Origin of the sequence: Phenylobacterium sp. LjRoot219, assembly GCF_964252995.1 — a bacterium.
In the GTDB taxonomy this organism is placed as follows: Bacteria; Pseudomonadota; Alphaproteobacteria; order Caulobacterales; family Caulobacteraceae; genus Phenylobacterium.
Map to the genome: position 1 here is coordinate 1,070,950 of NZ_CAXUQI020000001.1, position 17,342 is coordinate 1,088,291.

The window sequence follows — 17,342 nt, forward strand, 5'->3', positions numbered from 1 at the left end:
GGACGCGCAAGGCCGCCGCGATCCGACCGCGCGTCAGCTCATCGGGTTGGCCGGCGGCGGCGGATCGCCGGGCAGCGGGATGAACTCCTTGTCGTCGGCGTCCGGCAGCTTCATCCGGCCGGCGCGCCAGTCGGCCTTGGCCTGCTCGAGGCGCTCCTTCGAGGAGGCGACGAAGTTCCATTCGATGAACCGCGGCCCGACCGGCTCGCCGCCCAGCATCATGACGATCGCCTGGGTGACGGCCCGCACCGCGACGGCGCCGCCCGGCGCGAACACCGCCATCTGGCCTTCGTGCAGGGTCTGGCCGTCGATCTCGACGACGCCGCGGGCGACGTAGGCCGCGCGTTCCGAATAGTCGGCCGGCAGCTCGGCGCGGGCGTCGGCGGCGAGCGCCCAGTGCAGGTAGAACATCGGCGAATGCGCCTTCACCGGCGAGCGGGCGCCGAACGCCTCGCCGGCGATCAGCCGGGCGGTCAGCCCGGCCTCGGTGAACTCCGGCAGCTCGCCGGCGGCGTGGTGCGAGAAGGCCGGATCGGTCTCTTCGTCCTCCAGCGGCAGGGCGATCCAGGTCTGGATGCCGTCCATCCGCCCGCCGTGGTCGCGCAGCGTCTCGAACCGCTCGGAGTGGGTGATGCCGCGCCCGGCGGTCATCCAGTTGACCTCGCCCGGCCGGATCGGCTGGGTGACGCCGGTGGAGTCGCGGTGGGTCATCTCGCCTTCGAACAGGTAGGACAGGGTCGACAGGCCGATGTGCGGATGCGGCCGCACGTCGACCGAGCGCGGGAAGCCGGAGGCGAACTCCGCCGGGCCCATGTGGTCGAGGAAGATGAACGGCCCGACCATACGCCGCTGGGCGAACGGCAGCACCCGCCCGACCTCGAACCCGCCGAGATCCTTGCGCCGTTGGTCGATGACGAGCTCGATCATGGGAACGTCCTAGCTGCGGAGATATGCCGACTTAACGCGCTCTTGTGTCAGCTGGCGCCGAAAAGATCCTCCCCCTCAGGGGGAGGTGGCCCGGAGGCCCGGAGGGGGTTTCAGCCGCAGCGTTCGGGGCTTCAACCCCCTCAGTCGCTGCGCGACAACTCCCCCTGAGGGGGAGCATCCCGGTCCCTACCGCTGCGCGCTCACATAGGCGCTGACCAGGCCGAGCGGGGCGGCGGTGGTGTGCTTGACCGAGCGGATGACGATCCGGCTCTCGATGTTGGAGATCAGGCCGAGCGACAGCAGGTCGTTGCGCAGGAAGGCGTCGAAGGCGTGCATGTCGCGGGTGATGACCCGCAGCTCGTAGTCCGCCGCGCCGGTGACCGTGGCGCACTGCACCACCTCCGGCATCTTGGCGATCGCCAGTTCGAAGGCGTCGAGGTTGTCCTTGGTCGGCAGGCTGAGCTTGACGGTGCAGAACACCTCGAAGGTCAGGCCGAGCCGCTCGCGGTCGAGGATGGTCACCCGTCGCTGGATGACGCCGGCGTCCTCCAGCCGCTTGATGCGCCGCCAGCAGGGGCTGGAGGAAAGACCCACCCGTTCGGCGATCTCGGCGACCGACAGACCGGCGTCGTGCTGAATCAGGTCGAGAATCTTCGCGTCCACTGCGTCGAGCTGCTCGGGCAATTTTTCCTCCATCCTCCACGGTGAAGCCGCAGCATTCTGCCCTGGAGGCGGAATTCGGGGGCATGCTTTTGGCAAGCATTTGCTGCGTCCTTATATGATCTTCTAACGGACCTGGGGAGGGTCGGAAGGAAACAAATTGCAATGCGGCACTTCGATGTGACGCTGGACGACAAATTCCTCCTCACGGAGGGGCGGGTGTTCATCACCGGCGTCCAGGCCCTGCTGCGCATCCTTCTGGACCAGCGCCGGCTCGACGTCGCCGCCGGGCTGAACACCGCCGGCTTCCTCTCCGGCTATCGCGGCTCGCCGTTGGGCGGCCTCGACCAGCAGGCGCAGCGGGCCGAAAAGCTGCTCCGCGGCTCCGAGATCGTCTTCAAGGAGGGCCTCAACGAGGACCTCGCCGCCACCGCGGTGTGGGGCAGCCAGCAGGCCAACCTGTTCCCCGGCGCCCGCTACGACGGCGTCTTCGGCATGTGGTACGGCAAGGCGCCGGGCGTCGACCGCACCGGCGACGCGTTCCGCCACGCCAACTTCGCCGGGACCTGGCCGAAGGGCGGGGTGCTGGCGGTGGCCGGCGACGACCACGCCTGCAAGTCCTCGACCCTGCCTTCGCAGTCGGAGTTCGCCTTCCAGGACCTGGAGATGCCGGTGCTGTCGCCGGCCGACGTGCAGGAGGTGCTGGACTACGGCCTGCTGGGCTATGCGCTGTCGCGCCATTCCGGCCTGTGGGTGTCGCTGATCGCGCTGGCAGACACCATGGACTGCGGCATGACCATCGAGGTCGGCGCGGCCCGCCACCGCTTCGTCACGCCCGACGGTTTCCGCCTGCCGGCCGGCGGCCTGGGGATCCGCACCAAGGACGCGCCGGTCGACAAGGAGCGGCGGCTGCGCGGCTACAAGCTGCCGGCCGCCCTGGCCTTCGCCCGCGCCAACCGCATCGACCGCGTGGTGCTGGAGGCCAGGCGGCCCCGCCTGGGCATCGTCTGCCAGGGCCAGGCCTACAAGGAGGTGCTGGAGGCGCTGTCGGCGATGGGGCTGTCGCCGGCCCAGGCCGCCGACCTCGGGATCTCGATCTACAAGGTCGGCATGCCCTGGCCGCTGGAGCCGATGGGCTTGAAGGCGTTCGCCGCCGGGCTCGAGACCCTGATGGTGATCGAGCACAAGCGGCCACTGGTCGAGACCCAGGCGCGCGCGGCGCTCTACGACCTGCCGGCCCAGGCGCGGCCGAGGATCATCGGCAAGACTGACGAGCGCGGCTATCCGCTGCTGTCGGACACCGGCGCGCTGTCGACCGCGGAGATCGCCCTGGCGCTGGCCGACCGGCTGCCGCCCGGACCTCACATGGAGCGGGTCCACGACTATCTGAGCCGGGTGTCGGCCGCCTCGATGGCGGCGGTGACGCTGGGCGCGGACCAGCAGCGCAAGCCGTTCTTCTGCTCCGGCTGCCCGCACAACAGCTCGACCCGGCTGCCGGAGGGCTCGCGCGCCCTGGCCGGCATCGGCTGCCACTACATGGCGACTTTCAGCGATCCGGCGACCGACCTGGCGAGCCACATGGGGGGCGAGGGGCTGACCTGGGTCGGCGCGGCGCCCTTCACTGAGCAGAAGCACGTCTTCGCCAACCTCGGCGACGGCACCTATAACCACTCCGGCTCGCTCGCCATCCGCGGCGCGATCGCGGCCGGGGCGAACATCACCTACAAGCTGCTGTTCAACGACGCGGTGGCGATGACCGGCGGCCAACGGGCCGAGAGCGGCTTCACCGTCCCGCAGATCACCCGGCAGCTCGCCGCCGAGGGGGTGGCCCGGACCGTCGTCGTCGCCGCCGAGCCCGAGCGCTACGCCGGCGTCAGCGACCTGGCGCCCGGCGTCGAGGTGCGGCCGCGCGCCGAGCTGATGAAGACCCAGCGCGAGCTGCGCGAGGTCCCCGGCGTCACCGTGCTGATCTACGACCAGGTCTGCGCGACCGAGAAGCGGCGGCGGCGCAAGCGCGGCAGCATGCCCGTGGCGACGAAGCGGGTGATGATCAACCCGCTGGTCTGCGAGGGCTGCGGCGACTGCTCGGCCAAGTCCCACTGCGTCTCGGTCGAGCCGCTGGAGACCGAGTTCGGCCGCAAGCGGACGATCAACCAGTCGAGCTGCAACACCGACTACAGCTGCCTGGAGGGCTTCTGCCCGTCCTTCGTCACTGTGGAGGGCGCGGAGAAAGCCCGCCGCCCGGCCGGCCCGGCGCTGACCGCGAACAGCATCCCGCTGCCCGAGTTCGAGACGCTCGACGGGGTGAAGAACATCGTCTTCACCGGCGTCGGCGGCACCGGGGTGACGACCGTCGCCGCGATCCTGGCGATGGCCGCCCACGTCGACGGCCGCGCCGCCTCGGTGGTCGACATGACCGGCCTGGCGCAGAAGGGTGGGGCGGTGTTCAGCCACGTGCGGCTTGGGGAGACCGAGCAGGCGATGGTCGGCGGCCGCGTGCCCCAGGCCAGCGCCCATGTGCTGATCGCCTGCGACCTGCTGGTGGCGGCCGGCGCCGATGCGCTGGCGCTCTACGCCAAGGACCGCACCGTCGCCGTCGGCAACGGCGACTTCGCCCCAACCGCCGACTTCGTCACCGACCGCGACGCGACCTTCGACGCGGGCGCGCAAGGTCGGCGGATCGCCGCGGCGGTGAAGTCCTACGACTCCGCCCCGGCCCACAGCCTGGCCGAGCACGAGCTCGGCGACGCGATCTACGCCAACATGATCATGCTGGGCTTCGCCTGGCAGAAGGGCGTGATCCCGATCTCCAGCCGCGCCCTCTACCGGGCGATCCGGCTGAACGACGTCGACGCCGACGCCAACCTCGCGGCCTTCGAGCTGGGGCGGCAGGCGGCGTTCGCGCCGCACGATCGGGCCGAGGCGCAGCCGCCGGTCACGCCTGAAGCGATGCCGCTGGACGAGCTGATCGCCCATCGCGCCCAGGAGCTGACGGCCTACCAGAACGCCGCCTACGCCCGTCGCTACCTGCAGCGGGTGGAGCAGGTCCGCGCCGCCGAGGCGAAACATGGCTCCGAGGCGCTGACCCGGGCGGCGGCGATCAGCCTCTACAAGCTGATGGCCACCAAGGACGAGTACGAGGTCGCCCGCCTCTACAGCGACGGCCGGTTCGCGAGCCTGCGCGCGGCGACCTTCACCGGCGGCAAGGCCAAGGTGCTGCTGAGCCCGCCGATGCTGGCGCCGAAGGACGCCGAGGGGCGGCCGAAGAAGCGGGCGTTCGGCGACTGGATGCTGAAGCTGGGCTTCCCGACGCTGGCCAGGCTGAAGAGCTTGCGCGGCACGCCGCTCGACCCGTTCGGCCGCACCGCCGAGCGCAAGCTGGAGCGCGATCTGCTCGCCGACTACGAGGCCGGCCTCGACCGGCTGGCCGCCGAGCTGACGCCGCAACGGCTGGCGCTGGCCACGCAGATCGCCGCCGTCCCGCAACAGATCCGCGGCTTCGGCCACGTGAAGCAGGCCGCGATCGGCCCGGCGAAGGCCGAGGAAGTGAAGCTGTGGGCGGCGTGGGAGCGGGTTGCCCCAACCTAACCCCTGCTGTCTTCCCGGGAAGGCACCCCAGCGCCTTGTCCAGGACCCAGGAACACGGCGCTGCCAGAGTGCGACGGCTCCGTAGCGGCTAGGCACGTCGCGCCGTGTTCTTGGGTCCCGGTCTTCGCTGCGCGAAACCGGGATGACACGTGAGGGAGGCGTCAGCCGCGAGGGGCGGGGACCGCCGGCGCGCGCCACAGCCACACCAGCAGGGCGGCGAACACCAGCGCGGTCAGGCCGAAGCTGGCGGAGGGCCACAGGGCAGCCCAGAACAGGTCGGAATGGGGGCTGAGGAGCAGCATGGACGGGGGCTTTCGGCCTTCGGAGAGATGAGCGGCGGCCCCAACGCCGCCGCCATTCAGGGCGTCACTCGGCGGCCAGCCGCGCGGCCGACCGCGTCGGCGTAGCCCGAGCCGCTTCGCGCTCGGCGAGCAGCGCCCGGTGCAGGGCGTCCTGGCCGTCACGGCGGGCGGCTTCGATCAGCGTCAGGTCCAGGAGGTCGCGCTGGGCGTTGCTGCCGCCGTAGCGCATCGCCTTGTTGCGCACGCCGCGCAGCAGCTCGACCGCGCGGCCGTAGTCGTCGCGGCCGAACGCCTGGATGGCGCGCATCACCGCCAGCCCGACCTCGCTGACGAAGTAGGCGTTGTCGCCGGGGCCGGTCAGGGCGGCGGCCTGGCGGTCCAGCACCTGGCGCTGGGCGGCGTCGCGGCCGGCGCCGACGTAGGCCAGCATGGCGTGGGCGTCGTCGAAGGCGTACTGGCCGCGCGGCTCGCTGGCGAAGGCGTCGGCCAGCGGCGTCCAGCGGTCGCCCAACTCGACGCCCTGCAGATGCAGCCGCCACAGCAGGGCCGCGGCGTCGACCATGTCCAGGGCGAAGGTCGAGGCCTGGCCGTAGATCGGCCCGTCGTAGAGCGCCAGCGCCTGGTCGGGCTCGCCGAGGCCGAGGTGGAAGAGGGCGGTGTGCCACCAGTTGTGCACGGCGAAGAAGCTCTCGTCCTGCCAGCCGGTCGCCTCGCGGGTCATCCAGGTGACGCCTTCCTCGCGGCGATCCTGCATCTCCAGCACGTGGGCGACGGCGTGCTGCGCCCAGTTGTCCCGCGGCTCCAGCGCGACGGCCTCGCGGCCGACCGCCTCGGCGCGTTCGTACTGGCCGGTCTCCTCCAGCCCGAAGGCCAGGCAGCCGAGCACCACGTGGTAGTCGGGGATGTCCCGCGACCAGGCCGGCAGGGCCCGGGCGATGCGGTCGCGCAGCATCCGCTGCTCGCCCAGGAAGAAGTCCAGCATCTGGCCGATCTGCAGGGCGAGCACGTCGCGCGGATAGTCGATCGCGACGTCCTCCAGGATCCGCGCCGCCTTGCGCATCTCGCCGGAGAGCAGCGCGCCGACGGCCGCCAGATGGCCCTGCTCGCGGTGGTTGGCCGGCAGGGGGCGGGCTTGGGCGTAGGCCGCGGCGCCGACGGCGGCGGCTTCCTGGTTGGTGCCCAGGATATGCATGTAGGCCTTCAGGATCTGCGCCATGACGAAAGTCGGGCTGGCGTCGATCGCCGCGTCGGCCGCTCCGATGGCGTCGCCGGCGTAACAATGGTATGAATGCAGCGCCCGCCGATAGCTTTCCGCCGCCTCGGCGCTGGCGCCCGTCAGGACAAAGCCCTGGTGATCTCGGATGGTCATCGCGTTGCTCCCGAAAGTTGGGCGCGAGGTTGATCTCCTCCGGGCGTCGGCTCTAGCGAGCGCGCGGTCGGTTCTCGGCGAAAACAAGAACGTCGAAAAAACAATGGTTTGCGAACAGGTCAGCTGAGGGTCCCGACCGATGGCACGCCAGCTTGCGGAGAAAACTGCACCCCAGGTGCAGTCCGACGCCCTGTCTAAGGGCGAACGTACGCGCCAGAAGCTGCTCGATCTGGCCTACGACTCCCTGATCCGGAAGGGCTTCGCCGCCACCTCGATCGAGGAGCTGGTCGAGGCCGCCGGCATCACCAAGAGCGGCTTCTTCTACCACTTCAAGGACAAGCGCGACCTGGCGCGGCAGCTGATCGAGCGGCACTCCGACGAGAACACGGTGTTCCTCGACGGCATGGTCCAGCGCGCCCGCGAGCTGAGCGACGATCCGCTGCACAGCTTCCTGATCTTCCTGAAGTTCTACGCCGAGGCGATGGAGGAGCTGGTCGACCTGCATCCCGGCTGCTTCGTCGCCACGGTCAGCTTCCAGGACCTCAGCTTCGACCGCGAGATGCGGAAGATGAACGCCGACAACGTGCTGGCCTGGCGGGCGCTGTTCGTCACGTGGCTGGAGGAGATCGCCGAGGTCCACCCGCCGCGCGGCCACCTGCAGGCCGCCGACTTCGCCGACGCCATCCTCGCCTTCACCTACGGCGGCATGACGCTGGCCAAGGCGCTGGAGGACCCGGCGGCGATCAGCAAACAGGCGCTGCTGTTCCGCGAGACCATCCGGCTGCACTTTCAGCCGCACTGAGAATTCCTCTCCCCGCTTGCGGGGAGAGGGCAGGGTGAAGGGCGGCTCGGTGTCGCCGCATCACCGGATGGTCGGTCGAGCATCCTCGTTCCACCGCCTGCACGCCTCAACCTCAGCGTCGCCCCTCACCCAACCCTCTCCCCACCGGGGAGAGGGCGACTGTCCTGCGGGGAGAGGGCGATTGTCGTCTGATGTTCCACCCCAGCCCGCTGCGCGCTAGCCTCGCCTTATGGCCGAGTACGACTTCGACGCGGTGGTGGTGGGCGCGGGCGCCGTGGGGCTGGCCTGCGGTTATGCGCTGGCGCAGCGCGGGCTCTCGGTGGTGGTGCTCGAACAGGAGGCCGCCATCGGCCAGGGCGTCTCCTCGCGCAATTCCGAGGTGGTCCACGGCGGCCTCTACTATCCGACCGGCTCGCTTCGGGCGCGGCTGTGCGTCGTGGGCCGGCGCCAGCTCTACGCCTTCCTGGAGACCCACCACGTCGACTTCGATCGCTGCGGCAAGCTGGTGGTGGCGGCCGACGCGGCGGGCGCCGCCCAGCTCGAGCGGATCTACGACCAGGCGATGGTCAACGGCGTCGAGGGCATGCAGCGGCTGACCCGGGCAGAGGCGCTGGCGCTGGAGCCGGAGCTGGCCTGCGAGGCCGCGCTGCTGTCGGCGGAAAGCGGGGTGTTCGACAGCCACGGCTACATGCTGGCGCTGCGCGGCGAGATCGAGGCCGCCGGCGGCGCGGTGGCGCTGAGCACGCCGTTCGAGGCTGCCGAACCGCTGGCCGAGGGCGGCTTCGCCGTGCGCACCGGCGGGGCCGACCCGGCGGAGCTGACCTGCCGCTATCTCGTGACCGCGCCCGGCCTGTCGGCGCAAGGGGTGGCGGCGCACGTCGCAGGCTTTCCGGCCGAGACCATCCCGGCCGGCCACTACGGCAAGGGCATGTACTTCCGGCTGGTCGGCAAGGCGCCGTTCGCCCGGCTGGTCTATCCGCCGCCGATCCCTGGCGCGCTCGGCACCCACTATCGCCGCGACCTCGGCGGGCAGGGGATCTTCGGGCCGAACCTGTCCTACGTCGATCACCCCGACTACACCGTGGATCCCGACGCCGCCGGCGAGTTCTACGGCTACATCCGCAAGTTCTGGCCCGGCCTGCCGGACGGCGCGCTGGTCCCCGACTACGCCGGGATCCGGCCGAAGATCCACGGTCCCGGCGAGCCGCAGCCGGACTTCCGCATCGACGGGCCCGAGGCGCACGGGATCAGGGGCCTGGTCGCCCTGTTCGGCATCGAGAGCCCCGGCCTGACCTCGTCGCTGGCGCTTGGCGACGAGGTGGCGGGACGGTTGGGTTTATAACGATCACGGCCCGGCTTGTCCGGGCCGCCCAGCCCAAGGCGCCGGCCGCAGCTGATGCGGAGCGACTTCTCGGGATGGGTCGCCCGGACAAGCCGGGCGATGACGGAATTAGATGGAGCCCACCACCTCCGCCAGCGCCGCCTGCGGCGTCGCGCCTTCCAGGTGGATCAGCGACCAGACGGCGAAGAACAGCAGCGGCCAGCGCTGGCCGGGCGCTTCGCTGGCGAAGGCCTGGCGCACAGCCTCGGGGTCGCGCAGCGCGCGCACCGCCGCAAGCCGGGCGATCCGCGGGCCGATGTCGCCGGCGCGCGGCGCGATCCAGGCCTCGACCGGGACGGTGAAGCCCTGCTTGCGGGCCCACGGCTCGGCCGCCGGACAGGCGCGCTCCAGCCACTTGCGCAGCAGCCACTTGCCGTAGCGGCCGCGCACCTTGAAGCGGTCGGGCAGGGGAAAGGCGAAGGCTGCGGCCGCCGGGTCGAGGAACGGCGTGCGCCCCTCCAGCCCGTGCGCCATCAGGCAGCGGTCGAGCTTCAGCAAAAGGTCGTTCGGCAGCCAGGTTGCGACGTCGGCCCATTGCGCCCGCTGCAGGCCGGTCAGCTGCTTGGGCGCGGTCGCCTCCTCGCGCCAGCGGGCGAGCGCGCCGGCGTCGCCGGGCCGGGGCTCGGCCGGTCGGCCGCCCAGCCAGGCCGGGCGCAGCGCGCGGCGATAGCGGCCGTAGCCGCCGAACAGCTCGTCGCCGCCCTCGCCGGTCAGCACCACGGTTAGGGTGTCCTTCGCCGCCTCGGCCAGCTTGTAGGTCGGCAACGTCGCATAGTCGGCGGTGGGATCGTCCAGCGCCCAGGCGACCTGCGGCAGGATCCGCCAGAAGTCGGCCTCGTCGAACCGAGTCTCGCGCCAGTCGAGGTTCAGCGCGCGGGCCACCCGCTCGGCCTGGGCCCGCTCGTCCTTCGCGCCGGGGGCGTCGAAGCCGCAGGTGAAGGCGGTCACCGGGCGTTCGTTCAGCCGCGCCATCAGGGTGGCGATCGCCGCCGAGTCGATGCCGCCGGAGAGGAACAGGCCATAGGGCACGTCGGAGCGCTGGTGCACCGCGACGCTATCCTCGAGCACCGCGTCGAGTCGGGCGAGGAGGGCGGCTTCGCTCAGATGCTCTTGCCGCCGCGGTGCGGCGGCCCCCTTCACCGCTTCGCGGTCCCCCTCCCCCTGTGGGGGAGGAGAGGTGGGCCGGACGCTTCGAATCTCCTCCCCCTTTGGGGGAGGGGGACCCCGAAGGGGTGGAGGGGGCAGCGCCAGCGCCCGCCGCCGCCAGCCGCCGACCACCTGGCCGTCACGGACCTCCAGCACCTCGCCGGGCGCCAGCCGGCGGACGCCTTTGAACGGCGTCCGCTCGCCGACCGTGTAGTTGAAGCCCAGGAGCTCCTGCCCGGCCTCGGCGACCAGCTCGGGCCGGGCCAGCCCGGCGGCGAAGAAGGCTCTGGGCTCCGAGGCGAAGGCCAGGCCGTCGTCGTGCTCCAGCAGGTAGAGCGGCTTGATGCCGAACGGGTCGCGCGCCAGCCAGGCGCGGCCGTCGGCGCCGAGCAGGCAGAAGGCGTACATGCCGCGCAGGCGGTCGAAGGCGGCCGGGCCTTCCTCGGCGTAGAGGTGCAGCAAGGGCTCGAAGTCCGAACCGGTGGCCAGCCGCCCGGCCAGCTGGAAGTCGCGCGTCAGCTCGACGTAGTTGTAGATCTCGCCGTTGCCGACGACCGTCGCGCCGTCGGCGTGCAGCGGCTGCCAGCCGCCCTCCAGGTCGATGATCGACAGCCGGGCGTGGGCCAGCGCCGCCTGCCCGGTGGTCTCCAGCCGCACGCCGTCGGGGCCGCGGTGGGTGATCGCGCCGATCATGGCGCGGGCGCGAACCTCGCCGGCCGCGCCTGGGGCGCGGCTCAGCCAGCCTACGATGCCGCACATCAGGCCGCTCCGTAGTCGGCGAACAGCGCCTTCCACTGGGCGACGACCGCGGCCTCGGAGAACTCCAGCGCGACCCGCTCCTTGCCGCGCCGGGCGAGGCGCTCGCGCAGTTCCGGGTCGGCGAGCACCACGCGGACGCCGTCGGCCAGGGCGTCGGCGTCGTCGATCGGCACCAGCATGCCGTCCCGCTCATGCTCGATCAGCGCGCGCGGCCCCTGGCTGGCGGCGGCGACCACCGGCAGGCCGTGCGCCCAGGCCTGGATCACCACATTGCCGAGCGGCTCGTAGCGCGACGGAAAGACGCAGACGTCGGCGCTGCGGTAGAGCGCCGAGGCGTCGGTGCGCCAGCCGAGGAACCGCACCCGGCGGTCGACGCCGAGCGCGATGGCCATCGCCTTCAGTCGCGCTTCTTCCGGGCCCGCGCCGGCGATCCACAGCCAGGCGTCCGGCAGCTGGGCGAGCGCCTGCAGGGCGATGTCGTGGGCCTTGGATTCGTGCAGCCGGCCCATCGCCAGCAGCAGCGGCGCGCCCTCCGGCGTGGCCAGGCTGGCGCGCGCGACCGGGGCGGTGTTGGCCGGCGCGGCGGCGAAGTTCGGGATGTAGCGCACGCGGCCCGCAGGCCAGCCCTGGTTCACCACCCACTCGGCGATGTCCTCGGTGTTGGCCACCAGCTCGTCGAAGCCGGCGTAGTATTTCAGATTGTAGTAGCCGCCGAGCCGGCCGATCCGCGCCCAGGGACCTTTCGGCGTGTGCCGGGCGGCGCGGTTCATCCAGGCCAGCGCCAGCTTCGCGCCGTTCAGCCGGGCATAGCCGGCCGCGGCGGTCTTGGTCAGGATGTCGATCGGTCCGCCGAACCGCAGCACCTTCACCGGGACGTCGGCGGCCCATAGCGCGGCCTCGCGCCCGGGGTGGCGGCGCAGCGCCACCGCCTCGTTCACGCCCGCCCGGGCGAGCGCCCGCACCAGGTCGAGAAAATACGTTTCAGCGCCGCCGTCGCCGGAGGTGCCTAGGAGGTGGAGCACGCTCATGAGGAGGATGAACCTAACGGTTCAATCGTCTGCGCCCAAGCCGCTTGAAGAGCGGAAAATCTGCCCCTATAACCCGCGCCTCGCTCGCGAGCCCGCTTGCGAGACCCGTGGCTGGGTAGCTCAGATGGTTAGAGCGGTGGATTCATAACCCACAGGTCGGCGGTTCGATCCCGCCCCCAGCTACCACGGTTCCCCGCGCGCCGGCTGTGCGCGGGCTCGGACGGGCTGCTCACAGGCTGGACTGCTCGCCGACTTCGAGTGCACCTCCTGAGCCATGACCGCCGCCGATTCCACCTCCGACATTCTGCACCTGACGCTGTCGGAGATCCGCCGGCTCGACATCAGGATGGACTTGGCCGCGGCGCGCGTGCCGGGACAGGTGAAGGCCGGCGTGCGCTCGCCGAACGGCGCGGCGGTGGCGGGGTTTAATGGCCACCTGTTCATCGGCGACGGCGCGAACCATTGGGAAATCCAGCACCTCGGGCGGGCGAACATCCAGCCCGAGTGGTTCGCCGGCTGGCGCGACGTCCTCGCGCGGCGGCAGGCCGAGGCCGCGCGGCGCGGCGTGGCGCTCTGGAACCTGGTGGTCCCGGAGAAGCAGGTGGTGCTGCCCGAGCAGCGCTGGGCCGCGCCGGTTCCCGACGGCGCCCAGCGGCCGCTGAACAGGCTGTTGCCCGAACTTGGCCCGCAGACGCGACTGCACTACGCCGCCCCGGCGCTGATCGCCTCGAAGCCTTACGGTCCGGCCTATTTCCGGCGCAACTCGCACTGGACGCCCTCAGCCTGCTGCGCGGCGCTGTTCGACTTCTTGGGCGTCATCGGCGTCGGCGCCGATCCGGAGACGCAGCCCTTCGCGTACCGGCGCGCGCGCGCGGCGTCCACGACCTCACGCCCCACCTCTTCGAGCAACCGGCTGAGGAGGAGTACGGCGCGCTCAAGCCCCTCGGCGGCTTCCTCTACGAAGAGCGCACCTTGTCGCTTACCGGCCGCAACAGCGGCACCCGCTTCGGCCTCAGCAATCCGCAGGCTCAGGATCCGCGGCGGGTGATGATCTTCGGCGACAGCTTCGCCGCCGACGCCGGCTTCGCCGAGGCGCTGTCGGCGGTGTTCCGCGAGGTTCGGTTCCTGTGGTCCAAGAGCGTGGCCTGGACGGAGGTTGAGGCTTGCGGCGCCGACCTAGTGATCTGGCAGAGCGCCGAGCGCTTCCTCGCCACCTTGGCGACGGACTGAGGCGAACCAAAAAATCTGGGCCCGGTCCGACTGCGGCGGCCAGAACCTCCGCCGGCGGGATTTGCGCGAAAACTGCTCAGATGACTCGGCGCGATGATTAAATCATCACCTTTCGACGGCGGGTCATCTGTCCCGCTGTGACATCTGTGGTTGAGTATTGATCAAATTGGGACGTTTTCGACTCTTGAGTCAGGTAAGTGATCGTTTTTTGGCGTTAGTACCTGTTTAACTTCCGGCTTTTGTTTTGCATGTGTACTAGGTTGGAGAGACGCGTGCAGGACGACATCTTGGCTCTCGCCCTGGAAGTTTCCCGGGTCACCAGCGAGAAGATCTCGCAGATCGAAAGCATCATGCGGCAGACCCGATTGCTGGCGCTGAACGCCCGCATCGAGGCCGGGCGGGCCGGCGCCGCAGGCGCGGCGTTCGGGGTGGTGGCCCACGAGATGGGCGACGTGTCGGATCACATCACCGAAGTGGCCCAGCAGCTGCGGGTGGCGGTGCAGGCGAACGTCGCGCAGATCGAGACGGTCGGCGGCGAGATGATGACCTCGTTCCGCGGTGCGCGGCTGCAGGACATCGCGCTCAACGCCGTCGAGATCATCGACCGCAACCTCTATGAGCGCTCCTGCGACGTGCGCTGGTGGGCGACCGACAGCGCGATGGTCCAGGCGCTGGAGGCCCCGAGCGCGGCCTCGACCGCCCACGCGACCGAGCGGCTGGCGACCATCCTGCGCTCCTACACCGTCTACCTGGACCTCTGGGTGGTCGACGCCTCCGGTCGGGTGGTGGCCAACGGCCGGCCGGTCGCCTATCCGGGCGTGGTTGGCCTCGACGTCTCGCGCCAGGCCTGGTTCCGCGACGCCATGGCGACGCGCGACGGCGACCAGTACGTAGTCGCCGACGTGGCGAGCGCGCCGGCCCTCGGCGGCGCGCCGGCGGCGACCTACGCCACCGCGATCCGCGCTGGCGCCGATCCGGACGGCCAGCCGATCGGTGCGCTCGGCATCTTCTTCGACTGGGCGCCGCAGGCCGCCGCGGTGGTCGGCGGGGTCGGCCTGTCCGAGGAGGAGAAGCAGCACGCCCGGGTGCTGCTGCTCGACGGCGAGCACCGGGTGATCGCCGCCTCCGACGGCCGCGGCGCGCTGAACGAGACCTATGCGCTCAAGGCCGAAGGCCGCGCGCGCGGATTCTATGTCGAGGACGACCGGCTGGTCGCCTACGCCCTGACCCCCGGCTACGAGACCTACGAGGGGCTCGGCTGGCTGGGGGTGATCGAGTACCGGCTGGCCCCGACCCGCGAAGTCCCGGCCCGGGCCCGCACGCCGGCCATGGCCTAGCTCGGCCGCGGCCGGCAGCCGCTTCTCGACGCCCTACGGTCAGGCCTCGGCGCGCCGCGCGCCTTGCTGCCCCCGGCCGGTGCAAGCTACTCAGCCCGCAGGAGCCATTCCCGAAGGCGGACGACTTGGGCGAGCTGCAGCACAGCGGACTGACGGCCTGGGCGCTGACCACCGGCGAGGCCGGCATGCGCACCCAGGCTCGCGGCCTGGCCCGCGCGGTCGCCGGGGCGGTCGTCGAGAAGGTGATCACCTCGCGGCCGCCGTGGCGCAAGCTGCCGTCCGGCCGGCTGATCCTGCGCGGGCTGACCGCCGACAGTGATCGGATCGCGGCGCCCTGGCCCGACCTGATCGTCTCCTCCGGCCGGCGTTCGGCGCTGATCGCCCGCGAGGCGCGCCGGCTGGCCGGCGGGCGGCCGCTGCTGGTGCACGTGCAGGATCCGCGCGCCGGGGCCGGCGCCTTCGACCTGATCGTCGCCATGGACCACGACCGGGTGCAGGGGGCCAATGTGGTCCGCGTCGCCACCGCCCTGCACGACGTCACGCCGGCCAAGCTGGCGGCCGCCGCCGAGCAATGGCGCGCGCGGCTCTCGCGCCTGCGCCGGCCGCTGATCGGGGTGATCCTCGGCGGCCCGGCCGGGCGCACGGCGTTCGGTGTCGAGGAAGGCCGTGCGCTGCTCGAGCGGGTGCGGGCGATGCAGGCGGCCAGCGGCGGCGGCGTCGCCGTCGTGCCGTCGCGGCGCACGCCGGACGCGGTGCTGGCGCTGTTCGCCGAGGCCGCCGAGGCCGATCCGGATCTCTGGGTCTGGGGCCGCGACGGCGACAATCCCTACCTCGGCGTGCTGGCGCTGGCCGACCGGCTGGTGGTCACCGGCGACAGCACCTCGATGGTCTCCGAGGCGCTGGCGACGCCACATCCGGTCGAGGTGTTCACCCCGCAGCTGCGCGCGACGCACCAGCGTTTCGTCGCCGGCCTGCAGGCCCGCGGCCTGATCCGCCTGTGCGACGGGGCCTGGACCGAGCCCGCGCCGCGGCCGGTGGTCGATGCGACCGCCGAGGCGGCCGCCGCGGTCGGCCGGCTGCTCGCCGCGCGCGGCCTGACGGCTCAACGCGGCGTGTAGATCCGCGGGGCCGGGCCCAGCGCCACCGGCCCGAGCGTCATCTGGCCGGCCTCGAAGTTCAGCGTCGCGCGGGTCGTCTCGCCGGTCTGTCGCGCCGCCGCCACCGCGCTGGCCGCGCTGGCGGTGGTCTCCGGCAGCACGCCGGTCTGGGCCATGGCGCCCAGGGCGCGCGGCGCCTGGCGCAGGCTGACCGGCATCACCCCGCGCAGCCGTCCGTCGCGGCCGACGGCGAGCGTGCTGGCGCTGGTCTCGATCAGCGCCTCGCCGGCGGTCAGCTTGGCGTCGCGCACGGTCATCCGCCCGCCAGCGTCGGACCAGCGGCGCACCGCATCGGCCCAGTCGGCGCCATGGAAGGTGCTGATCTTCGACAGGGTCGAGTTCCAGACGAGGGAGACCGGCTTGTCGCCGGCGATCTGGCCGAACAGGCCGCTGAGCCGCGCCTTGCCGTTGTCCAGCCGGGCGAACACCCCGCCCTCGTCGTTGGGGCCGGGGCGCAGGTGGAATTCGACCAGCTCGGCCGACTGCAGGGCGAACGGCTCGGCGCCGGCGACCGGAGTGAAGGTCAGGCCCTGGCCCTGGAAGGAGAAGTTCGGCGGCCGCTTTTCGAGGCCGTTCAGGCTGGCGCGCAGCAGCTTGCCGCCCACCGCGACCGAACCGCCGCGCGGCCGCACGAAGGTCAGGCCCTGCGGCGCGGCGATCACCCAGTGGGTCGGCGCATAGAGGAAGGCCTCGCCGGCGATCTCCGGCGCGTCCAGGCCCCAGCCGGACGGCTCGCGCACGCGGGCCTCGCGCAGCGTCACGTCCATGCGGAACGGATAGCCGCCGATGGTCCGCTCCTTCCAGCTGAGCTGGTAGCCGGCGCGCCCGAGGTCGGCGACCGAGGCGTCCAGGCGCTTCTGCACCTCGCCTCGCGCCCAGAGCCAGAAGACCGTCCAGCCCACTGCTGCGATGAGCAGCAGGACGAACGGAAGATAAAGGCCGAGCCTTCGGGGTTTGCGGGCGGCGAGCGGATCAGGCAGAGACATGGCGCTACATTAGCGCGGGGCGGGATGTCGGACGAGCGCTGGGTCTTTGGTTATGGCTCGCTGATGTGGCGGCCAGGCTTCGAGTTCGTCGAGCGGGCCGTCGCGACCCTGCATGGCCGCCGGCGCGCCTTCTGCATCTATTCGGTGCACCACCGCGGGACCTATGAGCGGCCGGGCCTGGTGCTGGGGCTGGCGCCGGGCGGCGCGGTGCGCGGCGCGGCCTTCCGGGTGGCCGAGACCGACTGGCCGCGGGTCTACGCCTATCTGCTCGAGCGCGAGCAGCCGACCGAGACCTATATCGAATCGCGCCGGGCGGTGCGGCTGGCCGACGGCCGCCGGGTCGAGGCGCTGGTCTTCCTGTCCGACGAGCGGCACGCCCAGTGGGCCGGCAATCTGAGCCTGGAGCGCCAGGCCGAGCTGATCGCCGGCGCCCGCGGCCTGTCCGGCCCGAACATCGATTACCTGCGGGACCTGGTGGCGCACCTGCGCGAGGAAGGGGTGCGCGACAGCGCCATGGAGCACCTGCTGACCATGGTCGAGCATCGCGAGCCCGCCGGGGCCAAGCGCTAAAAAAATCCCTCCCCCGGACGCCGGGGGAGGGACCACAAAGCGGCGGAGGGGTGGTCGCCGCGTGGTTCAGGCGGCTCGGCCTCGAGCCCTTCCCACTCGC

The 17,342-nt window shown here is 71.7% G+C and carries 15 protein-coding genes and 1 tRNA gene; 9 read left to right on the top strand and 7 right to left on the bottom strand.

Features of this window, described 5'->3' with window-relative positions:
• Window positions 1–33: 33 nt before the first annotated feature.
• Both ACSQ14_RS05280 and ACSQ14_RS05285 read right to left on the bottom strand, forming a co-directional pair.
• On the bottom strand, window positions 34–927 hold the full coding sequence (locus ACSQ14_RS05280) for a pirin family protein (protein WP_436010452.1): 894 nt from the start codon (window positions 925–927) through the stop codon (window positions 34–36).
• 186 nt (window positions 928–1,113) lie between these two features.
• On the bottom strand, window positions 1,114–1,611 hold the full coding sequence (locus ACSQ14_RS05285) for an Lrp/AsnC family transcriptional regulator (RefSeq protein ID WP_436010454.1): 498 nt from the start codon (window positions 1,609–1,611) through the stop codon (window positions 1,114–1,116).
• 141 nt (window positions 1,612–1,752) lie between these two features.
• Between ACSQ14_RS05285 and ACSQ14_RS05290 the strand changes: the two genes are divergently transcribed.
• Entirely contained in the window at window positions 1,753–5,175 is a 3,423-nt protein-coding gene (locus tag ACSQ14_RS05290; protein ID WP_436010456.1) for an indolepyruvate ferredoxin oxidoreductase family protein, read from the top strand.
• 161 nt (window positions 5,176–5,336) lie between these two features.
• On the opposite strand, the gene ACSQ14_RS05295 is transcribed toward ACSQ14_RS05290, so the two are convergent.
• Both ACSQ14_RS05295 and ACSQ14_RS05300 read right to left on the bottom strand, forming a co-directional pair.
• On the bottom strand, window positions 5,337–5,477 hold the full coding sequence (locus tag ACSQ14_RS05295; RefSeq protein WP_436010458.1) for a hypothetical protein: 141 nt from the start codon (window positions 5,475–5,477) through the stop codon (window positions 5,337–5,339).
• A 64-nt stretch (window positions 5,478–5,541) separates the two neighbouring features.
• On the bottom strand, window positions 5,542–6,846 hold the full coding sequence (locus tag ACSQ14_RS05300) for a tetratricopeptide repeat protein (protein ID WP_436010460.1): 1,305 nt from the start codon (window positions 6,844–6,846) through the stop codon (window positions 5,542–5,544).
• 175 nt (window positions 6,847–7,021) lie between these two features.
• On the opposite strand from ACSQ14_RS05300, the gene ACSQ14_RS05305 reads away from it, so the two are divergent.
• Window positions 7,022–7,648: a TetR/AcrR family transcriptional regulator gene (locus ACSQ14_RS05305; protein ID WP_436010462.1), complete on the top strand. Its 627-nt coding sequence runs from the start codon at window positions 7,022–7,024 to the stop codon at window positions 7,646–7,648.
• Between the two features lie 229 nt (window positions 7,649–7,877).
• On the top strand, window positions 7,878–8,990 hold the full coding sequence (locus ACSQ14_RS05310; RefSeq protein WP_436010464.1) for an NAD(P)/FAD-dependent oxidoreductase: 1,113 nt from the start codon (window positions 7,878–7,880) through the stop codon (window positions 8,988–8,990).
• A gap of 108 nt (window positions 8,991–9,098) precedes the next feature.
• Here the strand turns inward: ACSQ14_RS05310 and ACSQ14_RS05315 are convergent, their stop codons facing one another.
• Together ACSQ14_RS05315 and ACSQ14_RS05320 are read right to left on the bottom strand one after the other, a co-directional pair.
• Entirely contained in the window at window positions 9,099–10,934 is a 1,836-nt protein-coding gene (locus ACSQ14_RS05315; protein WP_436010466.1) for an asparagine synthetase B family protein, read from the bottom strand.
• On the bottom strand, window positions 10,934–11,962 hold the full coding sequence (locus tag ACSQ14_RS05320; protein ID WP_436010468.1) for a glycosyltransferase: 1,029 nt from the start codon (window positions 11,960–11,962) through the stop codon (window positions 10,934–10,936). The genes ACSQ14_RS05315 and ACSQ14_RS05320 overlap by 1 nt, the downstream gene beginning before the upstream one ends.
• A gap of 109 nt (window positions 11,963–12,071) precedes the next feature.
• On the opposite strand from ACSQ14_RS05320, the gene ACSQ14_RS05325 reads away from it, so the two are divergent.
• The 5 genes from ACSQ14_RS05325 to ACSQ14_RS05345 all read left to right on the top strand — a co-directional run bounded on the left by ACSQ14_RS05325 (window position 12,072) and on the right by ACSQ14_RS05345 (window position 15,647).
• Window positions 12,072–12,148, top strand: a tRNA-Met gene (locus tag ACSQ14_RS05325).
• Window positions 12,149–12,236: 88 nt separating this feature from the next.
• Entirely contained in the window at window positions 12,237–13,010 is a 774-nt protein-coding gene (locus tag ACSQ14_RS05330) for a hypothetical protein (protein ID WP_436010470.1), read from the top strand.
• Window positions 13,010–13,192 (top strand): hypothetical protein, encoded by a 183-nt coding sequence (locus ACSQ14_RS05335; protein WP_436010472.1) that lies wholly within the window; start codon window positions 13,010–13,012, stop codon window positions 13,190–13,192. Before ACSQ14_RS05330 ends, ACSQ14_RS05335 begins: the two co-directional genes overlap by 1 nt.
• A 272-nt stretch (window positions 13,193–13,464) precedes the next feature.
• Window positions 13,465–14,529, top strand: coding sequence for a cache domain-containing protein (locus ACSQ14_RS05340; protein WP_436010474.1), 1,065 nt, complete (start codon window positions 13,465–13,467; stop codon window positions 14,527–14,529).
• A 125-nt stretch (window positions 14,530–14,654) separates the two neighbouring features.
• Window positions 14,655–15,647, top strand: coding sequence for a mitochondrial fission ELM1 family protein (locus ACSQ14_RS05345; protein ID WP_436010476.1), 993 nt, complete (start codon window positions 14,655–14,657; stop codon window positions 15,645–15,647).
• Here the strand turns inward: ACSQ14_RS05345 and ACSQ14_RS05350 are convergent.
• Entirely contained in the window at window positions 15,632–16,672 is a 1,041-nt protein-coding gene (locus ACSQ14_RS05350) for a DUF2125 domain-containing protein (RefSeq protein ID WP_436010478.1), read from the bottom strand. The genes ACSQ14_RS05345 and ACSQ14_RS05350 overlap by 16 nt on opposite strands.
• Before the next feature lie 24 nt (window positions 16,673–16,696).
• Between ACSQ14_RS05350 and ACSQ14_RS05355 the strand changes: the two genes are divergently transcribed.
• On the top strand, window positions 16,697–17,242 hold the full coding sequence (locus ACSQ14_RS05355; protein ID WP_436010480.1) for a gamma-glutamylcyclotransferase: 546 nt from the start codon (window positions 16,697–16,699) through the stop codon (window positions 17,240–17,242).
• Window positions 17,243–17,342 lie beyond the last annotated feature (100 nt).

Bases quoted from the DNA above. Each gene is read 5' to 3' on its own strand.
- ACSQ14_RS05280 (WP_436010452.1), bottom strand. From the start codon at position 927: ATGATCGAGCTCGTCATCGACCAACGGCGCAAGGATCTCGGCGGGTTC.
- ACSQ14_RS05290 (WP_436010456.1), top strand. From the start codon at position 1,753: ATGCGGCACTTCGATGTGACGCTGGACGACAAATTCCTCCTCACGGAG.
- ACSQ14_RS05295 (WP_436010458.1), bottom strand. From the start codon at position 5,477: ATGCTGCTCCTCAGCCCCCATTCCGACCTGTTCTGGGCTGCCCTGTGG.
- ACSQ14_RS05300 (WP_436010460.1), bottom strand. From the start codon at position 6,846: ATGACCATCCGAGATCACCAGGGCTTTGTCCTGACGGGCGCCAGCGCC.
- ACSQ14_RS05310 (WP_436010464.1), top strand. From the start codon at position 7,878: ATGGCCGAGTACGACTTCGACGCGGTGGTGGTGGGCGCGGGCGCCGTG.
- ACSQ14_RS05315 (WP_436010466.1), bottom strand. From the start codon at position 10,934: ATGTGCGGCATCGTAGGCTGGCTGAGCCGCGCCCCAGGCGCGGCCGGC.
- ACSQ14_RS05320 (WP_436010468.1), bottom strand. From the start codon at position 11,962: ATGAGCGTGCTCCACCTCCTAGGCACCTCCGGCGACGGCGGCGCTGAA.
- ACSQ14_RS05330 (WP_436010470.1), top strand. From the start codon at position 12,237: ATGACCGCCGCCGATTCCACCTCCGACATTCTGCACCTGACGCTGTCG.
- ACSQ14_RS05335 (WP_436010472.1), top strand. From the start codon at position 13,010: ATGATCTTCGGCGACAGCTTCGCCGCCGACGCCGGCTTCGCCGAGGCG.
- ACSQ14_RS05350 (WP_436010478.1), bottom strand. From the start codon at position 16,672: ATGTCTCTGCCTGATCCGCTCGCCGCCCGCAAACCCCGAAGGCTCGGC.
- ACSQ14_RS05355 (WP_436010480.1), top strand. From the start codon at position 16,697: ATGTCGGACGAGCGCTGGGTCTTTGGTTATGGCTCGCTGATGTGGCGG.